Annotated in this window: 13 protein-coding genes and 1 pseudogene; 12 read left to right on the forward strand and 2 right to left on the reverse strand. The window is 62.7% G+C overall.

What is annotated here, in order from left to right; all coding sequences use genetic code 11:
- Positions 1-78: 78 nt before the first annotated feature.
- The 9 genes from KBF66_RS10385 (at position 79) to KBF66_RS10425 (ending at position 8703) form a co-directional block, all read left to right on the forward strand.
- The gene (locus KBF66_RS10385; protein WP_296656076.1) at positions 79-1311 is read left to right on the forward strand and encodes a DNA polymerase IV; all 1233 of its coding nucleotides are present in this window, start codon (positions 79-81) and stop codon (positions 1309-1311) included.
- Between the two features lie 279 nt (positions 1312-1590).
- Complete coding sequence (locus tag KBF66_RS10390) at positions 1591-2892, forward strand: FAD-dependent oxidoreductase (RefSeq protein WP_296656078.1); 1302 nt, start codon at positions 1591-1593, stop codon at positions 2890-2892.
- The gene (locus tag KBF66_RS10395; protein WP_296656079.1) at positions 2889-3647 is read left to right on the forward strand and encodes a DUF1365 domain-containing protein; all 759 of its coding nucleotides are present in this window, start codon (positions 2889-2891) and stop codon (positions 3645-3647) included. Before KBF66_RS10390 ends, KBF66_RS10395 begins: the two co-directional genes overlap by 4 nt.
- Before the next feature lie 11 nt (positions 3648-3658).
- Positions 3659-4909, forward strand: a complete 1251-nt coding sequence (locus tag KBF66_RS10400; protein ID WP_296656081.1) for a cyclopropane-fatty-acyl-phospholipid synthase family protein — start codon at positions 3659-3661, stop codon at positions 4907-4909.
- Between the two features lie 3 nt (positions 4910-4912).
- Positions 4913-5482 (forward strand): chalcone isomerase family protein, encoded by a 570-nt coding sequence (locus KBF66_RS10405; protein WP_296656082.1) that lies wholly within the window; start codon positions 4913-4915, stop codon positions 5480-5482.
- Positions 5479-6759, forward strand: coding sequence for an MFS transporter (locus KBF66_RS10410; protein WP_296656084.1), 1281 nt, complete (start codon positions 5479-5481; stop codon positions 6757-6759). The genes KBF66_RS10405 and KBF66_RS10410 overlap by 4 nt, the downstream gene beginning before the upstream one ends.
- Entirely contained in the window at positions 6756-7292 is a 537-nt protein-coding gene (locus KBF66_RS10415; RefSeq protein ID WP_296656085.1) for a DUF3833 domain-containing protein, read from the forward strand. Before KBF66_RS10410 ends, KBF66_RS10415 begins: the two co-directional genes overlap by 4 nt.
- Before the next feature lie 128 nt (positions 7293-7420).
- Positions 7421-8212, forward strand: coding sequence for an SDR family NAD(P)-dependent oxidoreductase (locus KBF66_RS10420; protein WP_296656088.1), 792 nt, complete (start codon positions 7421-7423; stop codon positions 8210-8212).
- Positions 8213-8223: 11 nt separating this feature from the next.
- Positions 8224-8703: a nuclear transport factor 2 family protein gene (locus KBF66_RS10425; RefSeq protein WP_296656092.1), complete on the forward strand. Its 480-nt coding sequence runs from the start codon at positions 8224-8226 to the stop codon at positions 8701-8703.
- Positions 8704-8729: 26 nt separating this feature from the next.
- On the opposite strand, the gene KBF66_RS10430 is transcribed toward KBF66_RS10425, so the two are convergent.
- Together KBF66_RS10430 and KBF66_RS10435 are read right to left on the reverse strand one after the other, a co-directional pair.
- Entirely contained in the window at positions 8730-8948 is a 219-nt protein-coding gene (locus tag KBF66_RS10430; RefSeq protein ID WP_296656094.1) for a hypothetical protein, read from the reverse strand.
- 64 nt (positions 8949-9012) lie between these two features.
- Positions 9013-9627, reverse strand: coding sequence for a glutathione S-transferase N-terminal domain-containing protein (locus KBF66_RS10435; RefSeq protein ID WP_296656102.1), 615 nt, complete (start codon positions 9625-9627; stop codon positions 9013-9015).
- 67 nt (positions 9628-9694) lie between these two features.
- Here KBF66_RS10435 and purB point away from each other — a divergent pair, with 67 nt between their 5' ends.
- From purB to KBF66_RS10450, 3 genes and pseudogenes are all read left to right on the forward strand, one after another.
- Positions 9695-11074, forward strand: coding sequence for an adenylosuccinate lyase (purB, locus tag KBF66_RS10440; protein WP_296656096.1), 1380 nt, complete (start codon positions 9695-9697; stop codon positions 11072-11074).
- A 9-nt stretch (positions 11075-11083) separates the two neighbouring features.
- Entirely contained in the window at positions 11084-11644 is a 561-nt protein-coding gene (locus KBF66_RS10445) for a YaeQ family protein (protein WP_296656099.1), read from the forward strand.
- 54 nt (positions 11645-11698) lie between these two features.
- Positions 11699-11796 (forward strand): annotated as a pseudogene (locus tag KBF66_RS10450) (enoyl-CoA hydratase); the annotation flags it as partial.

The following is an 11796-nucleotide window of genomic DNA, read 5'->3' on the forward strand; positions in this document are numbered from 1 at the left end:
TATGACACCCCAAACGGCTGACATAACGCACTAACAACGCAGGCCAATGCGTGGCTGGGCCAGTTATTCTCTGCTTCCATGATTCGCCGTATTGCCCATCTGGACATGGACGCCTTTTATGCGTCGGTGGAACTGCTGCGCTACCCGCAACTCAAGGGCTTGCCCGTGGTGATCGGTGGCGGCCGGCGCTCGGTCGACGACGCGTTGCTCACGGCCCACGCCGACCTGCCGCTGGCACGGATTCCCCTGGACGCCTTCCCGCGGCTGGCCGGCTACACCGGGCGCGGCGTGATCACCACCGCGACCTATGCGGCGCGCCAGCATGGGGTGGGTTCGGCCATGGGGCTGATGAAAGCCGCCAAGCTGTGTCCGCAGGCAATCCTGCTGCCGGTGGACTTTGCCGAGATCCGGCGTTTTTCCCGCACGTTCAAAGACATCATCCTGGACATTGCGCCGCTGATGGAAGACCGGGGGGTGGACGAGGTCTACATCGACTTCACCAAAGTGCCCGGTGGACAGCGCGAGGGCGGTCGGGTGCTGGCACGCCTCATCCAGAAAACGATTTTTCAGGAGACCGGCCTGACCTGCTCGGTCGGCGTGGCGCCCAACAAGCTGTTGGCCAAAATGGCCAGTGAGTTCAACAAACCCAACGGCATTGCCATCGTGTTTGAAGACGAGGTGCAGTCAAAAATCTGGCCGCTGGCCTGCCGCAAAATCAACGGCATTGGCCCCAAGGCCGACGAAAAGCTGCAGCGCCACGGCGTGCGCAACATAGGTGAGCTCGCCGCAAAAGGCATCGACTGGCTCATCGACCAATTTGGCCAAAAGACCGGTGCCTGGCTGTTTGACGCGGCGCACGGTATCGACACACGCCCGGTGGTGACGCAAAGCGAGCCGGTCTCCATGAGCCGCGAAACCACGTTCGAGCGCGATTTGCACGCCGTGCACGACAAAGCCGAACTCGGTGCCATCTTCACCCAGCTGTGCGAACAGGTGGCCGATGATTTGCAGCGCAAGGGCTACGTGGGCAAAACGGTTGGCATCAAACTGCGCTACGCCGACTTCAAGACCGCCACGCGCGATATCACGCTGGACTTCTACACCGCCGACGCCAGCACCCTGCGCCGGGTGGCAGGCCAGTGTCTCAAGCGTGTGCCGCTGACACAGCGCCTGCGCTTGCTGGGGGTGCGGGTGAGCTCTCTGGTGCGCCAGGACGAAGCCGAGAATTCAGCACAAAAATCGACTCTAGCCCATCAAAGTATTGCGCAGGCAGCTACGATTTCTGTAGAAATTGAGCCACAGCTCTTTTGATGCACCATGGCCCAACACGGGAACGGTCATCAAGCTCGGCCGGGGCGAGCTGCGCAGCACAAAACTAAAAGATGTGATAAATTACCAATTAGTCACAAAACATCTTTATAGTTTTATTTTGAACACATCCAGATTTTTTCACGCAAACCACGGCAACCAGCCTGGGGTTGTGCCCGCCACACGCCGCGCACGGGGCTCTGAACGCAGCCTGTCAGACCGCAGGGTGCCGTGCGTGGATTCCCCTGCCGTCGGTTCTCAACCAACAGGGCAAACAGCGCCATGAAGATCGCCATCGTCGGTTCAGGCATTGCCGGGTTGGCCGCCGCCCACCGGCTCAAAGACCACGCCCAGGTCACGCTGTTTGAGGCCGGCGACTACTTTGGCGGGCACACGCACACCGTGGATGTGACGCTCAACGGCGAGCACGGTCCGGTCACGCACGGCGTCGACACCGGCTTTCTGGTGTTTAACGAGCGCACCTACCCGCAGTTGATTGCGCTACTGGCCGAGCTGGGCGTGCCCAGCGCCAAGTCTGACATGTCGTTTTCAGTGCAGGTGCCTGGGCATGCTGGCCAAGCCCCGTTGGAGTGGAGTGGCAGTTCGCTCAACACCGTGTTTTCGCAGCGCGCCAACCTGCTCAAACCGCGCTTCTGGGGCATGCTGCGCGATCTGCTGCGCTTTAATCGCCTGGCCAATGAACTGGCGCAGCAGGGTGACGACGCCGCCTTGATGCAGCCGCTGGCCGACTTTCTGACCGCGCACCGCTTTTCCGCCGAGTTTCGCGACTGGTACCTGCTTCCGATGCTGGGTTGCATCTGGAGTTGTCCGATTGACCAGATGCTGCAGTTTCCAACGGCCACCATGATCCGCTTCTGTCACAACCATGGGCTGATCCAGGTCAGCAACCGGCCGCAGTGGTGGACGGTGCCTAGCGGCGCGCGCCAGTATGTCGACAAGATCATTGCGGGCATAGCCGACAAACGGCTGAAGACGCCGGTACAGCGCATCGAGCGAGACGCCCAGGGCGTGCACCTGCACAGCGCTGGCCAGACCGAGCATTTTGACAAGCTGGTGTTGGCCTGCCATTCGGACCAGGCCCTGGCCTTGCTGGCCACGCCCACCCGTCCCGAACTCGCGGTGCTGGGTGCCATCGGCTACCAGCCCAATCGCGCAGTGCTGCACACCGACACCTCGGTGTTGCCGCAGTCGCGGCGCGCCTGGGCCGCCTGGAACTACGAGCGCGCCGGCACCTGCCCCGCGCCGCAGGCGCCGGGCGTCAGCGACAACCGGGTTTGCCTGCATTACCTGCTCAATCAGTTGCAGCCCCTGCCCTTTGCCCAGCCGGTGGTGGTGTCGCTCAACCCGCTGCGCCCCATCGACCCGACGCTGATCCACGGCAGCTTTGACTATGCACACCCAGTGTTTGACCTGGCCGCCATCCGCGCCCAGGCTCAGGTGCCCGCGCTGCAAGGCCAGCAGCACACCTATTTCTGCGGCGCCTGGACCGGTTATGGCTTTCACGAAGACGGCCTGAAGTCCGGCCTGGACGTGGCGCGGCGCCTGCTGCACGCCAACCCATGAAAACCACCCAGCCGCTGATCGGCTTTGGTGAGGTGCGCCACACCCGTTTGCGCCCGCAGCGCCACGCTTTTGTTTACCCGACCTACTTCTTAATGTTGCCCATGCGCAACCTGCCAGCCGAGGCACCCGTCCGTAGCGCGTGGTCGGCGTTGCGCTTTGACGACCGCGACCATGGCGATGGCCGCCCGATGGCGCAGGGCGGCGCCTTGCGCTGGCTGGACGACCTGCTGACAGCTGAAGGCATAACGGATGCTGACGGCGAGGTCTGGCTGCACTGCTACCCGCGCGTGCTGGGTTTTGCCTTCAAGCCGGTGAGCTTCTGGTACTGCCACCGCAAAGATGGCAGCCTGCGCGCCGTGCTGGCCGAGGTCAACAACACTTTTGGCGAGCGGCATTGTTATCTGCTCGACGCGCCGCGCTTTGGCGTGGAGCAGCGCGCAGCCAAGGTGTTTCATGTATCGCCGTTTTGCCCGGTCGAGGGCAGCTACCGCTTTCGCTTCATGATCACGCCTGACTTTGGCCGCACCCTGGCGCGTGTGGACTACGACGACGGCGCGGGCCCCCTGATCGAAACCAGTGTGGGCGGTGCGCTGGAGCCACTCACCCGTGCCAGTGCGCGCCGTGCCCTGTGGACTTACCCGTGGATGACGCTGGCGGTGCTGGCGCGCATTCACTGGCAGGCGCTGCAACTCTGGCTGAAAAAAGCGCCGTTTTTTCGCAAACCGACTCCCCCCGCCCACTTCACCACCCGCTAAAGGCCTTACCCATGAACGGTTCTGTTCGCACCGATACCCCTGGCGCCAACGCCTGCCGCGCTGCCCTGACGATGCCGCAAAAGGCGCCGCTGGCGGCACGAAGCGTGCTCAAATTGCTACAAAACCTCAAGCACGGCAGCCTCACCGTGCAGCTGCCTGATGCCACCATGCAGCGCTTTGGTGCACAAACGCTGCCGCACGCCACGCTGGTGCTGCACAACTACAAGCCTTTGTCTGCGGCTCTCAAGTCGGGCGACATCGGCTTTGCCGAAGGATTTATTGCCGGCGACTGGAGCACCCCCAACCTCACCGAGCTGCTGCGGGTGCTGCTGAAAAACCGCAGCGTCATCGATTCGGTGATCTTTGGCCACTGGGCCGGTCGCCTGCTGTACCGCGTCAAACACCTGTTGCACCGCAACACCCGCGCTGGCAGCCAGAAGAACATCCACGCGCACTACGACCTGGGCAATGATTTTTACCGGCTGTGGCTCGACGAGACCATGAACTACTCGGCCGCGCTGTTTGCGGGCGACCTGCAGCAGCCCATGGCACAAGCGCAACAGACCAAGGTGCGCCGGGCATTGCACATGGCCGGTGTACAGCCGGGTCACCGGGTGCTGGAGATCGGTTGTGGTTGGGGTGCGCTGGCCGAAATGGCCACACGCGAGTTTGCCGCCCATGTCACGGGTGTCACGCTCAGCACCGAGCAACTGGCCTGGGCCCAGGCGCGGCTGGCCAACGCGGGCCAAGCGGCTCAAAGCGATTTGCGTCTGCAGGACTACCGCGACATCGTCGACGCGCCGTTTGATGCCATTTGCTCGATCGAGATGGTCGAGGCGGTGGGGCGCGAGTACTGGCCGACCTATTTTGAGACGGTGGCACGCCTGCTCAAGCCGGGGGGACGCGCCTGTGTGCAAAGCATCGTCATTGCCGACGACTTGTTTGAGCGCTATGTGGGCTCGACCGACTTCATTCAGCAGTACATCTTTCCGGGCGGCTGCCTGCCGTGCCCGCGCGAGTTTCGCGCCCAGGCGCAGGCGGCCGGTCTGGCGGTGGTGGATGAGCTCGCCTTTGGCCACGACTATGGCGAGACCCTGCGACGCTGGCGCGACAGCTTTATGGCGCAGCGCGAGGCGGTGTTGCAGCAGGGGTTTGATGAGCGCTTCTTGCGCATCTGGGAGTTTTACCTGGCGTACTGCGAGGCCGCGTTCATGGAAGACAGCATTGACGTGGTGCAGTACACCTTGCAAAAGCGGGTCTGAGCGATGAACCCGACACGCCGCACCCTGTTGGCCTGGCCTGTGTGCTTGCTGGTGCCTGCTGGCCACCTGGCCGCGTCAACCAGTGGCACCATGCCGCCCTGGCCGGAGATGGCTGGGGTGTTGCCAAGCCCAGTTTGGGCGGGCGCGGCGCGGCTGCGGGTGTGGGGCTTTGAGGTGTATGACGCGCAGCTTTGGGTGACTGCAGGCTTTGAAGCCCAGCGCTACGCCCAGTACCCGCTGGGCTTGAGTCTGACGTACTTGCGCACCCTGCGCGGCAAAGCCATTGCCGAACGGTCGATTGCCGAGATGCTGCGCCAGGGGCCGATCGACGCGGCGCTGCAAGCCACCTGGCTGGCACGCATGCAGCAACTGTTTCCTGATGTGGTGGAAGGCGACCGCCTGACCGGCGTGCACCAACCCGGGCGCGGGGCGCGCTTCTGGCTCAACGGGCGCACGCTGGGCCTCATCGACGACGCGGTGTTTAGTGCGCTGTTTTTTGGTATCTGGCTGCATACCGCCACCAGCGAGCCTGCCATGCGCCGCGACCTGTTGGCTGCACTGGGCGGCCCATGAACAACGCCAACTTGCCCTGGCAGCAAGGCCTGCGCTACGGCCTGATGGGGCTGCCGCTGGCGTTTGTGGCGTTGCCCCTTTATGTGTTGCTGCCAAATCACTATGCGCGCGAATTTGGTGCCTCGCTGGTCAGTCTGGGCGCAGTGCTGCTGGCGGTGCGCCTGCTCGACACCCTGATTGACCCGCTGCTGGGGCGTTGGGCCGACCACCTGCAGGGGCAGCCCACACCCGCCGGGGCGACGCACCCGGCATTGCGCTGGGCGGCGCTGCTGGTGCTGGCCCTGTGCGCTGGCTTTGCGGCGCTGTTTTACCCGCCACAGCCCTGGCAGGACCAGCCCGTGCATCTGCTGCTATGGCTGGCGGCCAGCTTGCTGCTGACCACGCTGGCCTACAGCGCCTTGACCATCCTGCACCAGGCCTGGGGCGCGCGCCTGGGTGGCAACGCCAGCCACCAAAGCCGCGTGGTGGCGTGGCGGGAGAGCCTCGCCCTGGCCGGCGTCATCATTGCATCCATTGCGCCTGTAGTCCTTGGATTGCCGGCGACAGTAGCTCTATTATTTGTAGCTAGCGCGCTGGGCTGGTGGGCGTGGCGCCACAGCCTGGTGCCCGCGCCGGGGGGCAGGCCCGACACTGGGGCTGTACCGCTGTGGCTGCCGTGGCAGCGCAGCGGGTTTCAGCGCCTGATGGCGGTGTTTTTGCTCAACGGCATTGCCAGCGCCGTGCCGGCCACGCTGCTGCTGTTTTTTGTGCAGGACCGGCTGCAGGCGCCGGCGAGTGCGCAACCGCTGTTTTTGGGCAGTCACTTTGTCTGCGCAGCGCTGAGCATCCCCTTGTGGGTGCGGCTGGTGCCACGGCTTGGGCTGGCGCGCACCTGGCTCATCGGCATGGTGTTGGCAGTGCTGGTGTTTGCCGGTGCCAGCGTGCTGGGTGCCGGTGATGTGGCGGCCTTTGTGCTGGTGTGCGCGCTCTCGGGCGTGGCACTGGGCAGCGACCTGGCCTTGCCCGCCGCCCTGTTGGCGGGGGTGATCCAGCGCAGTGGGGACAGCGGGCACGCCGAGGGTGCCTACTTTGGCTGGTGGGCGTTTGCCACCAAGCTGAACCTAGCGCTGGCCGCTGGGCTGGCACTGCCGGTTTTGGGCTGGCTGGGTTACCAGCCGGGCAGCACCGACCCTGACGCGCTGGCGGTGCTGACGCTGGCTTATTGCGTGCTGCCTTGTGTGCTGAAAACGCTGGCGGCCGTGCTGCTCTATACCCAAATCATCCGAAAGACACCATGAAACGACGACTGATCTTATTGGCCGCTTCTGCCACGGCGCTGCTGGCTGGCGGTTGTGCTGCGCCCTCCGTTGACCACTATGTCAACGAAAAGCCGACGCTGGATTTGCGCACCTATTTCAACGGCACGCTCGATGCCCACGGCATCTTCACCGACCGCTCGGGCCAGGTGGTCAAGCGCTTTACGGTACTGATGCAATGCACCTGGACGGGCGACCAAGGCGTGCTTGACGAGTCGTTCACTTACTCGGACGGCAGCACACAAAAGCGCGTCTGGCGCCTGACCCGCCACCCCGATGGCCGCTACACCGGTGTGGCCGACGATGTGATGGGCATCGCCCAGGGCCAGGTGCGCGGCAACGCGTTTCACTGGACCTACACGCTGGCGCTGCCGGTGGACGGCAAGGTTTATGAAGTGCAGTTTGACGACTGGATGTATTTGGTCGACGCGCAGGTCATGCTCAACCGGGCCGAGATGCGCAAGTTCGGCATTCGGTTGGGTGAGGTCACGCTGTCGTTCAGCAAACGGCCATGAAGCAGACCACAACCCGCCCCAACGCACGCACGCCAAATCAGCCGCTTCTCGCTTCGAGATTTTCTATCAAATTGGCATCAAGCCCTTATTCAATAAGCATGATAAGCTATGTTTTATAAAGCAATTCCATGCCGTTACTTCGCCCTTTGAACCCACCGCTGCGCCACTGGTCTGGCCAAACCGTGTGGATTGTTGGCGCCTCCAGCGGCATTGGAGCGGCCACGGCGCACGCACTGCTGGCAGCCGGGGCGCAGGTGGTGGTGTCGGCGCGCAATGGCGCTGCGCTGCAGGCGCTGGCGCAAAGCCATGTCAACTGCCAGGCGCTGGTGCTCGACGCCACGGATGCCGGGGCGGTCAAACACGCGGCCGTCGGGTTGCTGGCCAAGGGCCATCTGGACGCGGTGATGTACTGCGCCGGGCACTACGAACCCATGCGAGCGCACGCACTGGACTTGCCGGCCATGCAGCGCCACTGCGAGGTCAATTACCTGGGCGCGCTGTACCTCCTCGACGCCGTATTGCCCGCCATGCGCGCACGCGGCCACGGCCACTTCAGCCTGGTGGGCAGCGTGGCGGGCTACGGCGGCTTGCCCAACAGCCTGGCCTATGGTCCGACCAAGGCGGCGTTGATCAATCTGGCCGAAGCGCTGTACCTTGACCTTAGCCCGGATGGGCTGGGTGTGTCGATCATCAACCCGGGCTTTGTCGAGACGCCGCTGACGGCACAAAACAGCTTCAAAATGCCCGCGCTGCTGACGCCGGCGCAAGCGGCGCACGCCATTCTGCAAGGTTGGGCGCGGGGGCGGTTTGAGATTCACTTTCCCAAGCGCTTCACGTTGTGGCTCAAGCTGTTGCAGTTTTTACCTTACCGTGCGTATTTCGCCCTGGTGCGCCAGGCCACGCAATCCACCGACCGCTGAGCCGCCCACCCATGACGTCACCCCTGCCTGTGCCACCCGCATCACCCCCCGCCGCCTGCCCTGAGTCGGCAGCTGTGCCCGCCATCGTGGCGTTCTTTGAGAACTTGACGCCACAGAGCGTGGCCGACTTGCCTCGGCTTTACGCCCCGCACGCACGTTTCAAAGACCCGTTCAATGACGTCACCGGGCTGGACGCGATCGCGCATATTTTCGAGCACATGTTTGTGCAGCTGGAGCGGCCGCGATTTGTGGTGACGCAGCAGGTGGTGCAAGGCTCACAGTGTTTTTTGACCTGGGAGTTCCACTTTGGCTTCAAGCGCTTCAAGCGTGGCCAGCCCCAGGTGATTCTTGGCGGGACCCACCTGGTCTTGTCGGATCAAGGGCAAATCACGCTGCACCGCGACTACTGGGACGCTGCTGAAGAACTATATGAAAAATTGCCTTTGCTAGGCAACCTGATGCGCTGGCTGAAGCGGCGCGCCAACCAGTAATTCCATTGGGTACGCCTGCGGCGGCATCAACCGAAATGGCGACTGACCTCAAACTCCGGTCCCCGGCGTGGCATACACCAGGCCTTGACCGTGGCAAAAATACCGCGGCAGCCACTGCAGCGGTACTGGCCAGTGGGCAACAAGGCACCGTTGGCGGAGCGTGCCATCACCGGCAGGTAGCTCGTGGCGCCACACGCATGGCATTTGTAATGGGTCTTGTAGTTGGGTTTGGCGATCGCGTGCATGACGCGAACTGTAGCCAAACGCCGCCCGACCGGCACTCAAAAAAATGTAAGCAAACGTAAGCGCTTAAAACGGCTTGGTGTCGGCAAAACTGGGCCGCTGCATCAGCCGGTCCTGCAATTTGTGCAGATTGGGATGCCGCTCACGCCAGTGGATCCCGGGGAAGCGAAAGTCCAGATAACCCAGCGCCACGCCCACCGCAATGTCGGCCAGACTCAAATGAATACCGACACAGTAGGACTTCTCAGCCAGCCCTTTGCTCATGGCCTGGAGGGCGGCGTCCACCTTGCCCAGCTGGCGGTCGATCCAGGCCTGACAACGCTGTGCCTCGGTTCGGCCACCCCAGGTCGCCTCCAGCCGCGCCAGGATGGCCGCGTCCAGCACACCATCGGCCAGCGCCTCCCAGGTTTTGACCTCGGCACGCTCACGACCCACCGTCGGAATCAGTTTGCCCACCGGTGACAAGGTATCAAAATACTCAACAATGACGCGCGAGTCACTGATCACCTCACCACCCTCCATGATCAGACAAGGCACCTTGCCCAACGGGTTGGTGAGCGCAATCTGCGTCGTGGCCGACCACACGTCTTCAAGCACGTAGTCGTAATCGAGTTTTTTTTCGGCCATCACCACCCTGACCTTTCGCACGTAGGGGCTGGTGTTGGAACCGATGAGTTTCATGGGCATGTGACAGGCTGCTGGGTTGTGTTTTCGCTTCATTCTATACACCGGCACCTACAATCTGCTGATGACTACCTCTGCCATCTCCGCCCTGAGCCCGCTGGACGGCCGTTACGCCGCCAAACTTGCCAAACTGCGCCCTTCCATGAGCGAACAAGGTTATATGCACCGGCGCGTGCAAGTCGAGGTGGCCTGGTTCATCGCGCTGAGCGACTGTGGTTTTGCCGAGTTCAAGCCGCTCTCGCCCGGGGCACGCACCTATTTGCTGGGCTTGGTGAAAAATTTCTCCGAGACCGATGGCCAAGCGATCAAAGAGATCGAAAAAACCACCAACCATGACGTCAAGGCGGTGGAATACTGGCTCAAAAGCAAGTTTGAAGCCCGCCCCGAGCTGCTGGCGGTGCAGGAGTTTGTGCACTTTGGCTGCACCAGCGAAGACATCAACAACACCAGCCACGCGCTGCAGCTCAAGAGCGGGCGTGACACCGTGCTGCTGCCGGCGCTGGACACCATCATCGACAAACTGCGCGACATGGCACAGAACTTTGCCGCGGTACCCATGCTGAGCCGCACCCACGGCCAGACCGCCAGCCCGACCACCGTGGGCAAAGAAATCGCCAATGTGGTGGTGCGCCTAGTGGCTGCGCGTGAAAAAATTGCCAGCGTCAAGCTCATGGCCAAGATGAACGGCGCGGTGGGCAATTACAACGCCCATCTGTCCGCCTGGCCTGACTTTGACTGGGAGGCCTTCAGCCGCAAAGTCATTGAAACGCCCGAACCCATGGGGCTGGGCCTGTGTTTTCAGCCCTACAGCATCCAGATCGAGCCCCATGATTACATGGCTGAGCTGTTTGATGCGGTTGCGCGCACCAACACCATCCTGATCGACTGGGCGCGTGATGTCTGGGGTTATGTCAGTCTGGGCTATTTCAAACAGAAACTCAAGAAAGGCGAGGTCGGCTCATCGACCATGCCGCACAAGGTCAATCCGATTGACTTTGAGAACGCCGAAGGCAACCTGGGCCTGGCCAACGCGGTACTGCGGCACCTGAGCGAGAAGCTCCCGATCTCGCGCTTTCAGCGTGATCTGACCGACAGCACGGTGCTGCGCAACATGGGGGTGGCGCTGGGTTACGCGGTGCTGGCCTATCAATCACTGGCGACCGGACTTGGCAAACTGGAACTCAACGAGGCCGCGCTGGCTGACGATCTGGACAGCTCCTGGGAGGTCATGGCCGAGCCAATTCAGACTGTGATGCGCCGCTTTGGCCTGCCTGAGCCCTATGAGAAGCTCAAGGAATTCACCCGCGGCGCACCCATGACACGCGAGTTGATGCAGGGTTTCATCGCCGAACTGGCTATTCCCGAGGCTGAGAAAGCGCGTCTGCTCGCCATGACACCGGGCAGCTACACCGGCCTGGCAGCCGAGTTGGCGCGGCGGGTCTGAACGTACGCGATGGCCACCAAGTCCACCATTTTCAAAGCCAACCTGCAAATTGCAGACATCGACCACGCCTATTACGCAGACCACGCCTTGACGCTGGCACGCCATCCCAGCGAGACCGATGAGCGCATGATGGTGCGCCTGTGTGCCTTGGCCTGGCAGGCGCACCAGTTGCAAACCGTGTGTGGTGGTGACGGCAACCTGGCTTTTGGCGCTGGCCTGTCTGACCCGGACGAACCCGATGTCTGGCTGCGTGACTTTACCGGTCTGACGCGGCTGTGGGTCGAGGTGGGCCAACCCGAGGACAAACCCCTGTCCAAAGCCTGCGGCAAAGCCGATGCGGTGGTGCTGTACGCCTTTGGCCAGGCCGCCGACGTCTGGTGGCGCGGCATTGAAAACAAGCTGACCCGGCTGAAAAACCTGTCAGTCTGGCGCATCCCCAGTGCCACCGCCCAGGCGCTGATTCCGCTGGCGCAGCGCAGCATGGTGCTGCAAGCCACCATCCAGGAAGGCGTGCTGATGCTGGGTGACGCCAACCGCCATGTGGATGTCGAGCCCAGCCGCTGGAAGTAGTCGGCAGCACCCGGTTTGTGATGCAAAATTGCGCTGAATTTCTGGAGCCGCATGATGAATACCGCGACAACCCCGCTCGTACTGACCCAGCGTGACCCGCGCGGGCTGGTCACGCTGACACTCAACCGGCCCGATGCGTTCAACGCCTTGTC

This window comes from Rhodoferax sp. (assembly GCF_018063565.1).
In the GTDB taxonomy this organism is placed as follows: Bacteria; Pseudomonadota; Gammaproteobacteria; order Burkholderiales; family Burkholderiaceae_C; genus Rhodoferax.

Bases quoted from the DNA above. Each gene is read 5' to 3' on its own strand.
- KBF66_RS10385 (WP_296656076.1), top strand. From the start codon at position 79: ATGATTCGCCGTATTGCCCATCTGGACATGGACGCCTTTTATGCGTCG.
- KBF66_RS10390 (WP_296656078.1), top strand. From the start codon at position 1,591: ATGAAGATCGCCATCGTCGGTTCAGGCATTGCCGGGTTGGCCGCCGCC.
- KBF66_RS10395 (WP_296656079.1), top strand. From the start codon at position 2,889: ATGAAAACCACCCAGCCGCTGATCGGCTTTGGTGAGGTGCGCCACACC.
- KBF66_RS10400 (WP_296656081.1), top strand. From the start codon at position 3,659: ATGAACGGTTCTGTTCGCACCGATACCCCTGGCGCCAACGCCTGCCGC.
- KBF66_RS10405 (WP_296656082.1), top strand. From the start codon at position 4,913: ATGAACCCGACACGCCGCACCCTGTTGGCCTGGCCTGTGTGCTTGCTG.
- KBF66_RS10410 (WP_296656084.1), top strand. From the start codon at position 5,479: ATGAACAACGCCAACTTGCCCTGGCAGCAAGGCCTGCGCTACGGCCTG.
- KBF66_RS10415 (WP_296656085.1), top strand. From the start codon at position 6,756: ATGAAACGACGACTGATCTTATTGGCCGCTTCTGCCACGGCGCTGCTG.
- KBF66_RS10420 (WP_296656088.1), top strand. From the start codon at position 7,421: ATGCCGTTACTTCGCCCTTTGAACCCACCGCTGCGCCACTGGTCTGGC.
- KBF66_RS10425 (WP_296656092.1), top strand. From the start codon at position 8,224: ATGACGTCACCCCTGCCTGTGCCACCCGCATCACCCCCCGCCGCCTGC.
- KBF66_RS10430 (WP_296656094.1), bottom strand. From the start codon at position 8,948: ATGCACGCGATCGCCAAACCCAACTACAAGACCCATTACAAATGCCAT.
- KBF66_RS10435 (WP_296656102.1), bottom strand. From the start codon at position 9,627: ATGAAACTCATCGGTTCCAACACCAGCCCCTACGTGCGAAAGGTCAGG.
- purB (WP_296656096.1), top strand. From the start codon at position 9,695: ATGACTACCTCTGCCATCTCCGCCCTGAGCCCGCTGGACGGCCGTTAC.
- KBF66_RS10445 (WP_296656099.1), top strand. From the start codon at position 11,084: ATGGCCACCAAGTCCACCATTTTCAAAGCCAACCTGCAAATTGCAGAC.